This window comes from Thermococcus sp. CX2, assembly GCF_012027555.1.
Taxonomy (GTDB): domain Archaea; phylum Methanobacteriota_B; class Thermococci; order Thermococcales; family Thermococcaceae; genus Thermococcus.
This window is the reverse complement of sequence record NZ_SNUQ01000003.1, coordinates 169575-185600: the sequence shown is the minus strand read 5'-3', so window position 1 is coordinate 185600 and position 16026 is coordinate 169575. Positions and strand designations below refer to the sequence as shown.

Genomic DNA, 16026 nt, shown 5'->3' with positions numbered 1-16026 from the left:
TAAATGAAGAAGCGCTTAATGTGGATTCCCTTTCTTTTTGACGTCCTTCGGGCGCTCACTTGGAGTTGAACACTCTAAAACTGCCCACTGAAGGTGAGCTCACTCTCAAAGGAGGCACTTCAAGAAGATGGACGAGCTCCGATCAAACCTTTGCTCGGCAAACAGCCTTTATGAAAGGCGGGCGAAAAGTTAGACACTGCAGAAGTGGCGAGTTTAGAGTGCATTCCTAGCTATCCTGAGTATTTAGCAGGGAATTCACTAATGAGAAAAGCAATCTCAGTCCGAGTCCTTTTCCTTTAGACGCCCTAAGGACATCAGTTTTGGGTGAACTCACTGTTTAAAGGGCCGATTAAAAGGAATTCACCGCAAAATAGAGCTATTATTGTGTCGAATGCAACTTCAAAACAGCCTGTTAGAACAGTCAGAAACTTTTGATGAAACTTCTCCTCAGAAAAGTTTCTTATGGTGCGGGGGCGGGGATTTGAACCCCGGAACCCCTACGGGACGGGACCCTCAATCCCGCGCCTTTGACCAGGCTCGGCAACCCCCGCGCAAGCCAAACTATAACGCTCAGGGGGACTTTATAAAGTTTTCTGTGGAGCCCTTCCCGACCCTGACCAAAAAATTTATAAAGCCACCTCCCGTCTATGTCTTCGGGTTGAGGGCCGGTAGCTCAGCATGGTTAGAGCGCGGGACTCTTAATCCCGTGGTCGGGGGTTCGAATCCCCCCCGGCCCGCCAAATCGCGGTTCTTCTCGACGCGTTCGAGTCTTGAAGGAGCGCGTGTTAATCGTTGAAAAGGAGTCAAGAAAAATGAGTTTTGAAAGCTTAGGCTTATCTGAGGCGACGTTAGTTGCCGTTAGAAGGAAGGGCTTCTCACAGCCCACTGACATCCAGAGGGAGGTCATTCCACGTCTTTTATCTGGCGATGCAGATATAATTGGGCAGTCCCAGACCGGAACCGGAAAGACGGCCGCTTTTGCCTTACCCATAATCGAGGCAATTGATGAGAAGGAAAAGAGCGTTCAAGCAATCGTCCTGACGCCCACGAGGGAGCTCGCCCTTCAGGTGGCGGACGAGATGAAGAGCCTCAGAGGGAGGAAGAGGGTCTATATCTATGCCGTTTACGGTGGCCAGCCGATAGGGCCCCAGATAAGGGCCCTTGAGAGAGGTACTCACGTCGTCGTTGGAACCCCGGGAAGGGTGCTCGACCACATAAGGCGCGGGACCCTCGATTTAAGCGGGGTGAAGTTCTTCATTCTCGACGAGGCCGATAGAATGCTCGACATGGGCTTCATAGACGACATAGAGGCCATTTTCAGGCAGACGCCGAGGAACAAGCGAGTGCTGATGTTCTCAGCAACGATGCCGCGTGAAATCCTCAGACTTGCCCAGCGCTACATGGGGAACTATGAAGTCGTGAAGGTAAGCAGCGACGAGCTCGTTCCTGAAATGGTCGAGCAGGAATATGTTGAGGTCGTTCCGGCGAGGAAGTTCACGATGCTGAAGAAAATCCTGAGCGACGACTTCTACGGCATAGTCTTCTGCGCGACGAAGAGGGAAACGAGGGAACTGAGCGAGAAGCTCAGAAGGCAGGGCTACAGCGCCGAAGCCCTCAACGGGGACATGAGCCAGAGCGCAAGGGAGAGAACCTTCTGGCGCTTCAAGACCAAGAGGACAAGAATTTTAGTGGCGACGGACGTCGCCGCTAGGGGGCTGGACGTTCAGGACATAAGCCACATCGTAAACTACTCCCTGCCCATGACGGCCGAAGACTACGTCCACAGGATAGGCAGAACCGGAAGGATGGGTAAGCGAGGAAAGGCCGTCACCTTCATAATGCCTGGGGAGTACAGGAGGCTCCGCTACATAGCAAGCGTCGCAGGTGTCGAAATCAAGAAGTCCGAGCTGAGCGAGGAGATACCAAGGGAATACCGTGAAAGGTACGAACGCGAGGAGAAGCAAAGGGAGTACAGGAAAAACGGGAGAAGGAACGGCAGGTATCACCGCGGCTATTCGAGGCGCTATTAGCGTTCTCCGAGGTAGAGGGTTACGGCCAGGTCGTTTCCCTCGGCTTTCACCTCGATCCATACTGCGTCGCTCTTCTCAATATCGCCGAGGAGTTCCTCGTCGGAAGTTATCCGCCCAACAAGCCATTCTGCATACTGTTCGTGGAATATTGGGTGGTAGTAATCCGCAAGATTCTGGTAGGTTATGACCCAGGCTTTGCCCGATTTGTAGCCCTCGGGAAGCTTTCCGTCGGAGAGCAGCGAGAGGGAATTGTCAACCGCCAGGTTGAACTCCTTGGAAAGCAGCCCAACCATTCTGTAGGCGAGCGCTGTTGCGTCGTTCTCCGTCATATTATAGTCTTGCTTGAGGAAGTCCTCTCCCCTTAAAATACCGAGGGTCTTCACGGAGGCCAAATCGTTGCCCGGTCGAATCTCGTAGAGAGTCGCGTTGATGACCCTACTCCCCTGCCTCTCCCAGTAGCGGTAGTAGGAGCCGAGATCCATCGGAGGCAGGCGCTGGTCGAGGACGAAGAACCAGCCGTCTATCCTGACGAGTGCCGCTGCGTGGCCAAGGTCGGTGAGGTTTATCCCCATCGCGTAAACTGGCGAGTAGTTCATGGCCAAGAGCAGGGCGTCGGTGAGAACCGTGTAGTCGGTGCATATGCCCTTTCCTCGCATAATAGTCTCGTAGGGCGTCTGTATCGTGTTGTTCTGCCCCTCAACTACTTCCTGTCTTCCGTCGGGGTAAATGATAATCTTGGCAAAAGGCTCTTTCGCCTTCTCCCGGTCGTATGTTACCCACTGCCCTTCCCAGTCAAGAACGTTCCAGGCGCTCTCTTCGAGAGTCGCGCCCTTCAGCTCAGCGGCGAGGGGCGAGATGACCTCAAGCTCCGGCCCGCTCAGCATGCAAGGAAGGGCGTCCTTGAGTATGTAGCGCCATAGAACGCCGCTGCAGTTCAACTGGGCATCCTGGCTGGGCAGGAAAACCGTCAAGTTGTTCCACTGAACCTCCGGGTTTGTCCAAGTTGCGGGCGGGGTTGTGGTTGTTGTGGTAGTTGTAGTCTGTGGTGTTGGGGACGTTGAAGGGTACGTTGAGTGGGAAGTAGTGGATGAAGTTTCAGTTTGCTGAACTACAGTGATACATCCTGAGACGAACATCATGAGTGCGATTACCAGCGCGAAGACTGCCCTTCTCATCATGACATTAAATCGTCAGTGGGAGTTATAAAGGAAACCTCCATGGAGCAACCTTTGCGCCAGTAAATTTTGCAGGGCAAAGTTTGACCAAAGCTTTCCAACTGCAAGAAGGCGAAGTTTGTTAGAATGTGGTGCCGGGGCGGGGCTTTGAACCCCGGACCTCTCGGTTTCTCAGGCTCCCCCGAAGGGGAGCAGCCCTATGAGCCGAGCGCTCTGACCAGGCTAAGCTACCCCGGCACAAGCGCCCGCGTTATACCTCCCAAAGTCCATTTTTAAATCTTTCGTTCACCAGGCATAGCCATAGGTCATTGCCATGAGCTTTCTTCTGAGCTTCTTGCCATAGTAGAGACCGAGCAGGATGCCTGTTATAAGCCCGCCGAGGTGGGCGAAGGCGTTCACACCAGGGAACAGGCTGTTTATGAGGAAGAGGACGAAAGCGTTTGTGAGGGCCCTTCCAATATTACCCCCGATTATTCCAGAGGTCATTATCAAAAGGCCCACTATCCCAAAGAGGGCACCACTTGCCCCAGCGCTCACGGAGTTAGGCGGGAGGAGGAAGAGCGTGACCAGGTTGCCGACGAGACCAGCGACCAGGTAAGTAAAGACGAGAACCCTGCCACCGAAGAGGCGTTCGAGCTGACTGCCGAGCATAAGGAGGAAGTACATGTTGAAGGCTATGTGGAGTATTCCCACGTGAACGAACATGGCAGTGAGGAGCTGCCACCAGGCGCCGTTTATGACCGCGTAGTTCCACTGGCCGAGCCTTGCAAGAACCTCGATGCTTATGTCTATCGGGTTACCGCTCAGTACGGCCTCGAAGATGTAAACGAGCACGTTGATGCCAAAGAGCAGAGTCGTTACCCTGCCGTATTTCATCGTGAAGCCTTTAAGGCTCATTGGCCAGCTCCTCCAAGATTAACTCGAGCAGGTAGCGTTCATTCACGGCTATGATGTTGGTCTTTTTGGTCGCACTCAAGTCAAGCTTGAGCTCCTTCCCCCTCTCGTCCGTGACTATTGCCCCAGCTTCCCTCGCTATTATAACCCCAGCCGCTATGTCCGTGGGGCGGACGTAGTTCCTGATGTCAAGCACTCCATCAAGGGCGCCCTTGGCAAGATAGGTGAGCTCAACTGCTATAGCCCCGAGGACGCGGACACGCTTTACCTTTTTGATCAGCCCCGAATATTCTCCCCTCGTGTAGAAGCTCAGCGCTTCTTTCCCGCGCTCGGGCTTCCTGACGTGGATTTGCCTCCCGTTCATGAACGCTCCAGTACCTGGAATTCCCTCGTAGAAGTGTCCCGTGACGAACTCATATATTGCGCCGTAGAGGGGCTTTTTACCCTCGAAAACAGCGAAGCTGAAGGCGAAGATGGGTATTCCAGCGGCAAAGTTGTAGGAACCGTCTATCGGGTCAATGACCACCGTATAGTCGCTCCCGTTGTCGATGACGCCTATCTCCTCGCTGACGATATTAACGCCAAGCGGCTGGAGCCTGCTCAGCACTATCTCCTCAGCCACCTTATCGACGTATTTCGTGACGTCGCCGCTCACGTTGGTTCCAACCGTTTCTCCAGCCTTCGGGGTCCCGAAGAGGGGCATCACAACCTTCTCAACTTCCTTGGCCATCTCTATGGCCACTTCGTTCCATTCCATAGTCAAACCCCCATAAGCATTCTCAACAGGTTCCTCGTTCCGGGAGCAAACCCGAGGAGGAATATCACAAGCTTCACGAACTCTCCCATGTCCCGCTCATCCTCGTTCTCAACTACGTAGTCAATTAGGTAAACGACGAGCAGGAGCATGACGAACTTGAGGAGGTACATCGTGGCCGCCGTTCCAGTATGCTCGATGAGGAAGCGGGGCAGGACATGCTGCTCCCAGTAACCCATGAAGTCAACGCCGACGAAGGTCGTTGTCGCGTCGTAGAAGTGGGCGTAGAAAAGCCAGCTGTTATCCGCTATAATCTTGACCTTCTTCGTGAGCAGCCAGATGGAAGTCTCGGCCACTACCAGGGCAGGGATGAAGTACTTCAGAACCTCCCAGTTGAAAGAAACTTTGGAGTAGCTTATCCCAAGCACGAAGACGTTGAAGAGCAGCAGCACCATCCCGAACCCGAAGAAAGCCCTCTGCCAGTCACACCCCCTGCAATGCCTGTGGCTCACGTAGAGGGCGAGCGACGTGAAGGCGGTAACCACGAAATAGATGCCGGGAGTTACCGTTAGATAAGTTCTCGGATAGATGGTCGCGTCGGTCATGGCCCTCATCAACGCGCCAAGTGCTATATACGGAAGGAGCGCCTTGAAGAACTGCCTGTCGGTACTGATTCCAGCTCTCTTCAGTGCCCTGTACACGACCACCACACCTATACCAAGGATTACCGCGTAGGTGAGCGTGTTCACTACGTTGTAGCCCTCGTTGTTCACGATGGGTTCGATGAAGTACCTGTAAAAGAACTCCCAGAGACCCATTTGACCACCATAGACGGTTGTTCCGATAGCCTTAAAGCTTTTCCCACATAATTTCTACGGACGGTGATGAGGATGCACCTGATGCAGCTGCCGAGGGAAGTATTGCTGGGCGAGAACCTCAAGGGAGAAGTTGTTAACGTCGCGAGAAGGCTCAAATTGGGGCGGAGAGTCCTTGTTCTTTATGGGTCCAAGACGAGGGAAATAGCGGGGAAGGACGTAGAGAAGAACCTCCGTGGAGAGTTCGAGGTGTGTGCGCTCACGGTGAAAGAGGCCAGCATGGAGGAAGTCAAGAGGACGCTGGATAGAATAAGGGATGAGGGTATTGACTGGCTCATAGCCGTTGGCGGCGGAAGCATAATCGACGTCGCCAAGCTCGCCTCCTTCAAGGCTGGGATTCCCTTTATCAGCTTTCCGACCACCGCTTCCCACGACGGAATAGCGAGCGCGAACGCATCAATAAAGGACCTAGAGACAAAGACGTCCATCAAGGCCGTTCCGCCCGTAGCGGTCATAGCGGACGTGAAGGTCATCAAAACGGCCCCCTACCGCTACCTGGCCGCGGGGGTTGGCGACATAATCTCTAACCTGACCGCAGTGAAGGACTGGCAGCTGGCCCACAGGCTCAGGGGGGAATACTACAGCGAGTATGCGGCGTCTCTCTCTTTGATGAGCGCCAAGATGGTGATAAAAAACGCCGACATAATAAGGCTCGGCAACGAGGAGAGCGTGAGGAAGGTCATAAAGGGGCTAATCTCAAGCGGCGTTGCGATGAGCATAGCGGGCTCCTCAAGGCCAGCGAGTGGTGCCGAGCACCTATTCAGCCACGCGCTCGACATGATAGCACCTAAACCAGCACTCCACGGCGAGCAGTGTGGCGTCGGGACGATAATAATGGCCTACCTCCACGGCCTCAAGTGGGAGACAATTAGGGAAACCTTAAAGAAGGTGGGGGCGCCAACTAACGCATACGAGTTGGGAATCGACCCCGAGTATATCATCGAGGCGCTCACGATTGCACACACCATAAGGCCCGAGCGCTACACGATACTCGGAAAAGAGGGTCTTACCAGAGAGGCGGCCGAGAAAGCCGCTAAAATCACTGGAGTCATCTGACGATCATCACTCACGGAGGTGTTTGGAATGGCAATAATCACGTTAGTCGGAGAAAAGCTGGCAAGGCCTGGTGTTGAATTCATATATTACGGCCCAGCAGAACCGTGCAGGACCTGTAAGCTCGCAGGGGTCTGCGTTGGAAACCTTGAGCCAGGAAGGCGCTACAAGATTCTGCGCGTAAGGAGCATGCCCTCGCACTCCTGTCCGCTCCACGAGGGCAAGGTAAGGGTCGTTGAAGTGGTGGAACCATCGGTGGAGATAGCGATAGAGCCGAGGCTGGCCATAGCAGGCTCGGTGATAAAGCTCGGCTTCGCCGACTGCGACGACCCAGAAAAGCAGGATCTCTTCAGGCCAGAGGGGCTCTTTGAGGGGGACAGCGTCAAGATAATCGAAGTCTTAGGCGACATCGAGTGCAATGGGAAGCACTACAAGATCGTCAAGGTCATGAGGAAAAAGGACTAACCCTCCTTTAATCTTTTTCCACAAAAGCCACGAACTCTTTTCCACCAGCCAAAACTTTGTAGACCCTTGCCTCTCCTTCAAAGGCCTTTCTGATTGCCTTCATGGTTCTCTCACGTCTCCTCAAGAGCTCCTGTGCCTCCTCAACGCTCACCGCTTTGAACCTCAGCCTCTCACCTGGCCTGCTCTGGGCGACGAGGGGGACATCAACGCGGGCAACCACCCCTATCTTCGCGTAGCCGCCAGTGGTCTGGCAGTCGGCCATCATGATTATCGGCTTTCCGTTTGCTGGAACCTGAATTGAGCCGATTGGAACGGCGTCTGTCACAATGTCGGCGCCTTTCTCCGAGTGCTCTATTTGAGGCCCGTCGAGGCGGTAACCCATCCGATCCGATTCGGGCGTTACGGCGTAGGACCCGCTCAGGAAAGTTTCTATTCCCTCCCCAGTGAAGTGGTCGAGGTTCGGTCCGAGGATCACTCGGATAACTTTCTCCTTTGCCGAATAATCGGGCCTCAGCTCCCGGGGAAGAACTCTACCTTCCTTACCCGTTAGAAGGGCGTATCCGAGCGTTAGCCTATCGCCTGCCTTTAAAGGCCTGCCAAGGCCTGCCCGCGTATAGGTCGAGCAGCTGCCGAGGAGCCTTTCGCACTTAATCCCTCCAGCGAAAGCGATATAGCCGTATAGACCGCTCCTCAGCGTTCCAACTTCCAGAACGTCGCCGCGCTTTGCCCAGTAACTCCTCCAGGGTTCTATGGGAACGCCGTTGAGCTTAACCTCCACGTCCCCAGCGACGGCAAAGACGGCTGAGGCGTTGAAGCGGATGGTCGGCCCGGCCAGAAGAAACTCGAGAACCGGGGCGTTATCCGGATTACCAACTATGTAGTTAGCTAACCTCGCGCTCACCTCGTCCATGACGCCGCTCGTGGAGACACCGAGCTTTCTATAGCCGAATCTACCGAGATCCTGAATAGTTAGGAGTGATGGGACATTAAGGAGCTCAATCATTTATCATCCCTCCGCTGTATAGCTCCCAGAACTCCTCCTCACTTATCGGTACGAACTTCACGTAGTCGCCAGGCTGGAGAAGCGTTGGTGGGTCTTTCCTCGGATCGAAAAGCTTCAGGGGAGTTCTGCCGATAAGCCGCCAGCCGCCGGGACTTTCGAGGGGATATATGCCCGTCTGCTTTCCAGCTATGCCCACGCTCCCGGCGGGAACCTTCAGCCTCGGTTTTTCTAGGCGGGGAGTGGCTATCCTCTCGTCCATTCCACCCAGGTAGGCAAAGCCCGGAGTGAAGCCGAGCATGTAGACCCTGTAGAGTGGCCTCGAGTGAATCTCGATGACATCATCCACGCTGAGGCCATTGTATTGAGCGACGAACTCGATGTCGGGCCCGAAGTCACCGCCGTAAACCGTTGGAATCTCGACTATTCTCGACTTCTCATCATCCGGCTCAGCGGAGAGGAAAGGTTTCACTGCCTCGACGACCTCTGTATAGCTCACCATGAGCGGATCGTAGTATACGTAAACGGTTGAGTACGTCGGGACTACCTCAACGAGCCACTCCGGACTGGCCTTTTCAATGGCTCTCGCCACGGCGTGGGCTTTTTTGTTTATTTCCTCATCTATGACCTCGCCGAAGGAAATAACGAGCGCTGAGTCGCCGGCCGGTTTAAACTCCACCATGCTCTCACCTTATGAACTCACCCATCGGTACTACCTTGACGCCTTCCTCTTCGAGGATGCGCCTGATATAAGCTGCTATCTCCACAGCCTTCGGGTTGTCCCCATGGACGCAGATTGTGTCGGCTCTGAGCTCAATCCACTCCCCGTTGATGGCCTTAACGCCGCCGTCCTTCACCATAGAGATAACGCGCTCGGCTATGAGCTCTTTGTCGTGTATCACCGCCCCTGGTTTCCCCCTTGGAACAAGCGTGCCGTCCGGGTTGTAGGCCCTGTCTGCGAAAACCTCGTGCGCAACCTTTAGTCCAATCTCTTCAGCTATTTCGGCCGCCCTTGAACCCGAGAGCGTTACGAAGATCAGCCCTTTGTCGAAGTCCGCTATTCCCTCCATGACCGCCCTAGCGAGTTCCTCGTCCTTCACGAGGGCGTTGTAGAGCGCGCCGTGGGGCTTGACGTGCTGGAGTTCCATTCCTTCAGCCTTTATGAAGGCATAAAGCGCGCCGATCTGGTACAGGATATAGTTCCTGGCCTCCTCGGGGGCAAGCTTCATGTACCTCCTCCCGAAGCCCATGAGGTCTGGATAACCCGGATGGGCACCGACGGCAATGCCTTTCTCCTTCGCAAGTCTGACGGTCTTCCTCATGACGATTGGGTCTCCAGCGTGCCAGCCGGTGGCAACGTTGGCGCTGGTTATGTGGTTCATGACCTCCTCGTCGAGGCCGAGTTTGTAGCGGCCGAAGCTCTCACCCAGGTCTGAGTTAAGGTCGACCCTCATTTCCATCACCGGGTTCATTTCGACAGAAATCTAAAAAAGGGTTTCTCCGAGTTTTGACCATGAAGGTTCAGGTCATCGATGCCGCGATATTCATCCAGGGGATTGACGTCGAAGGTGTAACTACCCCCAAGGTGGTGGAGGAGGTCAAAGACCCCGAGTCGAAGCTCTTCTTGGAGGGCCTGATCAACGCGGGGAAGGTTAGAGTGCTGATGCCTTCGCGTGAGAGCATCGAGGCAGTTAAGGAAGCGGCCAAAAGAACCGGCGAGCTCGGGGAGCTGAGCGAGGCAGATGTAGAAATCCTCGCCTTGGCCTATGAGCTCAGGGCTGTCCTCTTCACCGACGACTACAACCTGCAGAACATCGCCAAAACGCTTGGCATCGAGTTCAAAACGCTCAAAAGGGGCATAAAGCGCGTTATAAGATGGAGCTACGTCTGCATCGGCTGCGGGAGGAAGTTCACAAGTGAGCCTCCTGACGGAATCTGCCCAGACTGCGGAAGCCCCGTGAGGCTCATTCCAAGAAAGCGCCCGAGGAGGCGTCGGCGCTCATAGGGTATATCATCGGTTCTCCTCATCCCGTCTTGGATTCGTCACCCGCCTCCCCGGGCGGCGTCAGGGCCAGTCCTCGTCATCACTAAGCTCGGTGCAATTCGCTGTCATCATCCGCGGTCGTTCATTGGAGGTAGTAGGATATAAGCTTTCTCAGCTCGAGGTTGCGCTCTGGCTTGAGCCTCAAAAAGCGCTTGAGCTGGTTGTTCTCGGCGATAAGGCCGGATAGCTCGATTGCCAGGATTTTGTTGTCCTCGCTCACGCCGTAAGCCTTGAAGCGCAGCGGAGCGTACTCCTTCTCCAGCTCCCACACCTTCTCCTCAAGCTCCTCAACCTTCTTCTCAAGCTCCTCAAGCTCCCCTTTGGGCATCTTAAACTCACCAAGGAGAGCGATTTCAATTACCCTCTCCGGCGGGACAGCATACTTCTCGCTCAGCTTCTTAATTCCACTCCAGAGCTCCTCGCCAAGCTCGATTTCGATTTTGCCGAAGCCCTTCTCGGGTTTAATGACGAGCTTCACCTCGTTCACACTCCATAAACGAATCGTTCACGATTTGTGAACTTTCTCCAGTTCTTTCTTTTTCTCTTCAAGCTGCTTCCTCAGCTCCTTGTTCTCCTTCCTTAGCTTGTCCCTCTCGGCCATCATGAGCTCTTTGTCCTTCAAAGCCTTCTCGTAAAACTCTCTCAGCTCCTCAAGCTCGCTCTCCATCTCGCGGAGCTTCTCCTCCAGCGCTTTAACTTTCTCCCCCAAAATCTCTTCGCGCTCGGCTTTCAACGTTTCCTCAACTTTTGGAAGGTGTTCTTTGATAAGGGCTTCAATGTCTTTGCCCTTCAGAGATTTGAACTTCTCACGGGGTAAGACTATCCGAATTTCGTTCATTTTCTCTTCCGCTCCATCTCCGTCTTCCTGTCGTAGCAGAGAACGTAGAAAGCCAGCAACCCTTTCCACTTACCGTGGGGTTCGATGAGCTCTCTCACGTCCTTCTCCTTGACCTCTTTTACCCTCATTCCAAAAATCTTTGCTATCCCCCTTCTCAGCCCCAGGTCGCCCGCGGGATATGTGTTCTTCCTCAGCCCATAGGCTAAGAACAGCTCGGCGCTCCACCTCCCGATTCCGCGGAACTTCGTGAGGTATTTAATAGCGTCCTCCTCGCTCCAGTCCCACAGCTCGAGGTTCAGCTCGCCATTGAGGTAGAGCTCCGTGAGGGACTTTATGTATCCCGCGCGGTAGCCGAGCTTTGCCTTCTTAAGCTCCTCTTCACTCAGCGACGTTATCTTTTCAGCGCTCGGGAAGGCGTAAAGGTCACCAATCCTTTTGCCGGCCAGCTGAACGAGGTTCGCTATAGTCCTTTGGGCAAATTCGAAGTTAACCTGCTGCTGGGCTATGACCTCAACCAAGGCCTGGTAAGGGCTCGGCGCCGCCGGAACGGTTAGGCCATAAAATTCCTCGATGAGAAAGGCGAACTTTGAGTCGGCTATTTCATTGTAGAAGGAGTCCAAGTCAGTATCAAGGCCGAGGATGAAGACCAGCTTTTTCCTTGCATCTTTCCGCTCTTTTCTACCCCACTCGTCTGGAAATATGACGTTCTCCCCATCGAAGCCGACCATGCCTATCTCTAAGGCCTGCCAAAATACTCCACTCTCGTACTTCCACGTGCCGTTCCTTATCATCTCGTGGGTTACTTTTTTGAGGTCAACCTCAGCCATCGGTCGAGCCTTACTGGATTCTCCTTTATATCCTTTAGCGTCGAAACATAGAGCCTCTTGCCGTCGACGGAGCGTTTGATTTCAAGCTCGCCGGATTCTTCCAGAAAGCGCATCGCATCCTTAATTTCCTCGGCGCGGACGTCGAAGGTCTCCCTCAGAAAGTCCCAGTAGGGCTCGTTGTGAGAGTATTTGGCCGCTTCACGGACGAGCTCCCAGGCTTTCCTTATTTTCTCCCCGCCCTTGGAGACCCTGTAAAGTTTGACGAGCGTTCTCAGGCTCATGGTCTGGGGTTGGCCTTGAACCTATAAATCACTTTTGGAAGATAGGCAAAAGATTTAAACTATGTAGTGGTATTAATAATAGGCGGTTGGGATGAGGTTCAAAACTGCACTGATAGTACTCATCTTGTTTGCAATGCTTCTCCCCACTGCACACGCTCAGGGCAACACGGTTTATGTTGCCAAAATAGACGGCATGATAACCGGCTACACCGTGGATCAGTTCGACAGGTACATCACCGAGGCGGAGAAGGCCAATGCATCGGCGATCATCATCGAGCTCAACACTCCCGGAGGAAGGGCCGACGCCATGCAGGAGATAGTGATGAGGATACAGAACGCCAAGGTTCCAGTTATAATCTACGTCTATCCCTCAGGGGGAATGGCCGCTTCCGCGGGGACGTATATAGCCCTGGGCTCTCACCTGATAGCCATGGCTCCCGGAACCGTCATTGGGGCCTGCAGGCCAATACTCGGCTACGGTGCAAACGGAAGCATAGTAGAGGCACCCCCCAAGATAGTCAACTTCTACATAGCGTACCTGCGCGAGCTGGCCGAGATGAGCGGAAGGAACGCTACCCTTGCAGAACAGTTCATAACTGAAGACAGAAGTGTTACATCGCAAGAGGCCCTTAAGTATGGTGTCATAGAGGTCATAGCAACGGACGTTAACGACCTTCTCCAGAAGGCGGATGGAATGGAGACGAAGATTCCAGTTAAAGACAGAGGAAAGGTGGTTCTGCACCTCAGGGACGCCCGTGTCGTATACCTGGAGCCGTCCTTCAAGGATACTGTTATCAAATACATAACCGACCCGACGATAGCTTACGTACTGCTGAACCTCGGCTTCATAGGACTAATATTCGGCTTTCTTACTCCAGGATGGCATGTGCCCGAGACCATCGGTGCCATAATGCTGGTGCTTGGGTTGATAGGCCTCGGATACTTCGGCTACAGTAGCGCCGGGCTTCTTCTGATAGCCCTCGCGATGATATTCTTCATAGCCGAAGCCCTGACGCCAACCTTTGGCCTTTTCACTGTGGCAGGGACTATTACGTTCATCCTTGGAGGTACAATGCTCTTTGGCAAAGGAGGGGGTGAGTACTTGGTGAGCGGCGCCCTTTATGAAACGCTCAGGATAATCATCATCGTCATGGCAATACTGCTGGGGCTTTTCTTTGCCTTTGGCGCTGCAGCAGTTGTGAGGGCCCAGAGGAAAAAACCGGAAGCAGGCAAGGAGGAGCTAGTTGGAGCCGAAGGGAAAGTCATCCAGGAGCTTAACCCCGAAGGCCTAGTCAGGATCCACGGGGAGATCTGGAAGGCCATCAGCAAGGACGGAAGCAGGATTCCAGCGGGGGAGAAGGTCAGGGTTGTTGAGGTTAAAGGACTCACACTTATAGTATCGAAGGAGGGAGATTTAGATGGTGGCAGTTAGTACAATGGTTTTGGGCGTTGTTTTATTGTTTGTTTTGATTATTGTGGCCTCCGCCATAAAGATAGTCAAGGAGTACGAAAGGGCCGTTATCTTCAGGCTTGGTAGGATCGTCGGAGCAAGAGGCCCAGGTCTGTTCTTCATCATACCAATATTCGAAAAGGCCATTATAGTGGACCTCAGAACGCGCGTCCTCGACGTTCCGGTTCAGGAAACCATAACCAGGGACAACGTCCCGGTCAGGGTCAACGCGGTCGTTTACTTCCGTGTTATTGACCCGATCAAGGCCGTCACCCAGGTCCGCAACTACATAATGGCCACCAGCCAGATTGCCCAGACGACGCTGAGGAGCGTGATCGGCCAGGCCCACCTCGACGAGCTCCTCAGTGAGAGGGATAAGCTCAACATTCAGCTCCAAAAGATCATCGACGAGGCAACTGATCCGTGGGGAATAAAGGTCAGCACCGTCGAGATCAAGGATGTCGAACTGCCGAGTGGAATGCAGAGGGCCATGGCAAGGCAGGCAGAAGCCGAGAGGGAGAGGAGAGCAAGAATCCTTCTGGCAGAGGCCGAGAGGCAGGCCGCCGAGAAGCTTAGAGAAGCTGCCGAGATAATCTCCGAACATCCGATGGCACTCCAGCTCAGGACGCTCCAGACGATAAGCGACGTCTCCAGTGACAAGAGCAATATAATAGTACTAACGCTGCCAATGGAGATGCTCAAGCTCTTCAGGAGTCTAGCTGAGACCGCAGATGTTGCCAGAGCAAAACTCGAAAAAGAAGCTGAGAAAGAGTAAGGAACGAATGGCTTTTCTTCCATCTTTTCTTTTCCTCGGCTGGATGAACCGCAAAAAATAAAAGTATTGTTATCCTACTCCATACACGCAAAAACTGTACTCCATATAAAATTGGAAACCCAGAAAGGCTTAATAGGAACGGGCGCAGTTACCGCTTATACTGGAGGTGTTAACTTTGGAAGGCCGTTCAATTGTTTTTGCGTCAGGAAAGGGTGGAACCGGTAAAACAACGACGGTTGCAAATCTGGGTGTTGCACTGGCTCAGTTCGGGAAGGAGGTTATCCTGCTGGACGCGGATATCACAATGGCAAACCTGAGCCTCGTCCTCGGCATGGAGGACATTCCAATAACGCTCCACGACGTCTTGGCTGGAGAGGCGGACCTTAAGGACGCGATATATGAGGGCCCCGCTGGTGTTAAAGTAATTCCCGGCGGTCTCAGCCTTGAGAAGATAAAGAAGGCCAAGCCGGAGAAACTCAGGCAGCTCATCAGAGAGATAGGCCAGATGGCGGATTTTGTTCTCATCGATGCTCCGGCAGGACTTGAGATGACATCTGTTACGGCTCTCCTCATAGGTAAGGAGCTCATAATCGTTACTAACCCTGAAATCTCAGCTATCACTGACTCGCTCAAGACAAAACTCATAGCCGAGAAACTCGGAACCCTCCCGCTCGGTGCCATCCTCAACAGGGTTACCAACGAGAAGACGGAGCTCACCCAGGAAGAGATAGAGGCGATCCTCGAGGTTCCAGTGCTGGCCATGATACCAGAGGACCCCGAGGTCAAAAGGGCGAGTGCCTACGGCGTCCCGCTCGTTATCAAGAACCCAACCAGCCCAGCGGCAATAGCAATCAAACAGCTCGCAGCAAAGCTTGCTGGCATTAGGTGGCAGGCCCCAGAACCAGAGAGTCCTATTAAGAGGGTGTTCAAAGCACTGTTTGGAGGGAAGAGATGATGGATAATGTTATCCTCTATGGGGTAGTGGTCATACTCATAGTCCTCAACATTGTGCTGACAATGCTCTACTTCTCCGCCAAGAACAACCCATACTACGTCGTCTACGACGAAGAGACCAAGAACGCCCTCAAGAGACGTGTTACCAGCCTCAAGGAAGACCTTGAAAGCGAGCTCGTTGACTTTGATATCGAGGAGTGGGAAAGAACCCTCGAGGAGTCTATAGACGAAGAAGTTCGAAACCTCTGAGCCTTTTTGGTACTTTTGTTATTAAACATTTCTGTGGCGTTAAATTTTAAAAACCCTCTTCTACTAATCCCATAGTGGAGGTGGGGCGCTATGAAGGTTAGGCTCGGCTATTCAGACAGAATAGTCGAGATCGATGATAAAGTAGTTCACGTCTTCAATGGAAAGCTTGTAAGCGCCCCACTGAGTGAGGTCGTGAACTACTATCTTAAAGGGGAGGGCCTCTTACCTCCAGCCATTAAGGCTCTCGTGCCGGACATCATCAGAGTTCTCCTGAACACTGGGGAATTCCATGGAGAAGTTCCTTCTATTGCAGAGTACGGACATGGCCTCAGCAGCTAACCCATCTTTTTACATTTGTCTGT

The 16026-nt window shown here is 53.4% G+C and carries 20 protein-coding genes and 3 tRNA genes; 10 read left to right on the top strand and 13 right to left on the bottom strand.

What is annotated here, in order from left to right; genetic code table 11:
* Positions 1-463: 463 nt before the first annotated feature.
* Positions 464-551, bottom strand: a tRNA-Leu gene (locus E3E23_RS08035).
* A gap of 111 nt (positions 552-662) precedes the next feature.
* Here E3E23_RS08035 and E3E23_RS08030 point away from each other — a divergent pair.
* Positions 663-740: transfer RNA gene (locus E3E23_RS08030), tRNA-Lys, on the top strand.
* Positions 741-812: 72 nt separating this feature from the next.
* The gene (locus E3E23_RS08025; protein WP_167907796.1) at positions 813-2030 is read left to right on the top strand and encodes a DEAD/DEAH box helicase; all 1218 of its coding nucleotides are present in this window, start codon (positions 813-815) and stop codon (positions 2028-2030) included.
* On the opposite strand, the gene E3E23_RS08020 is transcribed toward E3E23_RS08025, so the two are convergent.
* The 5 genes from E3E23_RS08020 to E3E23_RS08000 form a co-directional block, all read right to left on the bottom strand.
* Positions 2027-3208, bottom strand: coding sequence for a transglutaminase-like domain-containing protein (locus E3E23_RS08020; RefSeq protein ID WP_167907795.1), 1182 nt, complete (start codon positions 3206-3208; stop codon positions 2027-2029). The genes E3E23_RS08025 and E3E23_RS08020 overlap by 4 nt on opposite strands.
* Before the next feature lie 126 nt (positions 3209-3334).
* Positions 3335-3442: transfer RNA gene (locus E3E23_RS08015), tRNA-Met, on the bottom strand.
* 48 nt (positions 3443-3490) lie between these two features.
* Positions 3491-4102, bottom strand: coding sequence for a rhomboid family intramembrane serine protease (locus E3E23_RS08010; protein WP_167907794.1), 612 nt, complete (start codon positions 4100-4102; stop codon positions 3491-3493).
* Positions 4092-4856: a bifunctional fructose-bisphosphatase/inositol-phosphate phosphatase gene (locus E3E23_RS08005; RefSeq protein WP_167907793.1), complete on the bottom strand. Its 765-nt coding sequence runs from the start codon at positions 4854-4856 to the stop codon at positions 4092-4094. Before E3E23_RS08005 ends, E3E23_RS08010 begins: the two co-directional genes overlap by 11 nt.
* Positions 4857-4858: 2 nt before the next feature.
* Positions 4859-5671, bottom strand: a complete 813-nt coding sequence (locus tag E3E23_RS08000) for a DUF63 family protein (RefSeq protein WP_167907792.1) — start codon at positions 5669-5671, stop codon at positions 4859-4861.
* A 72-nt stretch (positions 5672-5743) separates the two neighbouring features.
* On the opposite strand from E3E23_RS08000, the gene E3E23_RS07995 reads away from it, so the two are divergent.
* Together E3E23_RS07995 and E3E23_RS07990 are read left to right on the top strand one after the other, a co-directional pair.
* On the top strand, positions 5744-6784 hold the full coding sequence (locus E3E23_RS07995; RefSeq protein WP_167907904.1) for an NAD(P)-dependent glycerol-1-phosphate dehydrogenase: 1041 nt from the start codon (positions 5744-5746) through the stop codon (positions 6782-6784).
* A 27-nt stretch (positions 6785-6811) separates the two neighbouring features.
* Positions 6812-7246, top strand: coding sequence for a UPF0179 family protein (locus E3E23_RS07990; protein ID WP_167907791.1), 435 nt, complete (start codon positions 6812-6814; stop codon positions 7244-7246).
* A gap of 7 nt (positions 7247-7253) precedes the next feature.
* Here the strand turns inward: E3E23_RS07990 and E3E23_RS07985 are convergent, their stop codons facing one another.
* Genes E3E23_RS07985 through E3E23_RS07975 form a run of 3 tightly spaced genes read right to left on the bottom strand, consistent with a single transcriptional unit; the run spans position 7254 to position 9700 of the window.
* The gene (locus E3E23_RS07985; RefSeq protein ID WP_167907790.1) at positions 7254-8249 is read right to left on the bottom strand and encodes a biotin-dependent carboxyltransferase family protein; all 996 of its coding nucleotides are present in this window, start codon (positions 8247-8249) and stop codon (positions 7254-7256) included.
* Positions 8242-8928: a 5-oxoprolinase subunit PxpB gene (gene pxpB / locus E3E23_RS07980; RefSeq protein ID WP_167907789.1), complete on the bottom strand. Its 687-nt coding sequence runs from the start codon at positions 8926-8928 to the stop codon at positions 8242-8244. The genes E3E23_RS07985 and pxpB overlap by 8 nt, the downstream gene beginning before the upstream one ends.
* Before the next feature lie 4 nt (positions 8929-8932).
* Complete coding sequence (locus E3E23_RS07975; protein WP_167907903.1) at positions 8933-9700, bottom strand: LamB/YcsF family protein; 768 nt, start codon at positions 9698-9700, stop codon at positions 8933-8935.
* 59 nt (positions 9701-9759) lie between these two features.
* Here E3E23_RS07975 and E3E23_RS07970 point away from each other — a divergent pair, with 59 nt between their 5' ends.
* Positions 9760-10251 carry a type II toxin-antitoxin system VapC family toxin gene (locus E3E23_RS07970; protein ID WP_167907788.1) on the top strand — a complete coding sequence of 164 codons (492 nt, stop codon included), beginning with the start codon at positions 9760-9762 and terminating at the stop codon, positions 10249-10251.
* A 121-nt stretch (positions 10252-10372) separates the two neighbouring features.
* On the opposite strand, the gene E3E23_RS07965 is transcribed toward E3E23_RS07970, so the two are convergent.
* The 4 genes from E3E23_RS07965 to E3E23_RS07950 are packed head-to-tail and all read right to left on the bottom strand — an operon-like array spanning position 10373 to position 12236.
* Entirely contained in the window at positions 10373-10768 is a 396-nt protein-coding gene (locus tag E3E23_RS07965) for a hypothetical protein (protein WP_167907902.1), read from the bottom strand.
* 27 nt (positions 10769-10795) lie between these two features.
* The gene (locus E3E23_RS07960) at positions 10796-11128 is read right to left on the bottom strand and encodes a hypothetical protein (protein WP_167907787.1); all 333 of its coding nucleotides are present in this window, start codon (positions 11126-11128) and stop codon (positions 10796-10798) included.
* A complete protein-coding gene (locus tag E3E23_RS07955) occupies positions 11125-11955 on the bottom strand; it encodes a DNA-3-methyladenine glycosylase (protein ID WP_167907786.1) in 831 nt (276 codons plus the stop codon). Before E3E23_RS07955 ends, E3E23_RS07960 begins: the two co-directional genes overlap by 4 nt.
* Complete coding sequence (locus tag E3E23_RS07950) at positions 11928-12236, bottom strand: hypothetical protein (RefSeq protein ID WP_167907785.1); 309 nt, start codon at positions 12234-12236, stop codon at positions 11928-11930. Before E3E23_RS07950 ends, E3E23_RS07955 begins: the two co-directional genes overlap by 28 nt.
* 91 nt (positions 12237-12327) lie before the next feature.
* Here E3E23_RS07950 and E3E23_RS07945 point away from each other — a divergent pair, with 91 nt between their 5' ends.
* The 5 genes from E3E23_RS07945 (at position 12328) to E3E23_RS07925 (ending at position 16003) form a co-directional block, all read left to right on the top strand.
* The gene (locus E3E23_RS07945) at positions 12328-13668 is read left to right on the top strand and encodes a nodulation protein NfeD (protein ID WP_167907784.1); all 1341 of its coding nucleotides are present in this window, start codon (positions 12328-12330) and stop codon (positions 13666-13668) included.
* A complete protein-coding gene (locus E3E23_RS07940) occupies positions 13655-14461 on the top strand; it encodes a slipin family protein (protein WP_167907783.1) in 807 nt (268 codons plus the stop codon). Before E3E23_RS07945 ends, E3E23_RS07940 begins: the two co-directional genes overlap by 14 nt.
* A 175-nt stretch (positions 14462-14636) precedes the next feature.
* A complete protein-coding gene (gene minD, locus E3E23_RS07935) occupies positions 14637-15416 on the top strand; it encodes a cell division ATPase MinD (RefSeq protein WP_167907782.1) in 780 nt (259 codons plus the stop codon).
* Positions 15416-15664, top strand: coding sequence for a hypothetical protein (locus tag E3E23_RS07930; protein ID WP_371807534.1), 249 nt, complete (start codon positions 15416-15418; stop codon positions 15662-15664). The genes minD and E3E23_RS07930 overlap by 1 nt, the downstream gene beginning before the upstream one ends.
* Before the next feature lie 90 nt (positions 15665-15754).
* Complete coding sequence (locus tag E3E23_RS07925) at positions 15755-16003, top strand: hypothetical protein (RefSeq protein WP_167907780.1); 249 nt, start codon at positions 15755-15757, stop codon at positions 16001-16003.
* The last annotated feature ends 23 nt before the right edge of the window (positions 16004-16026 follow it).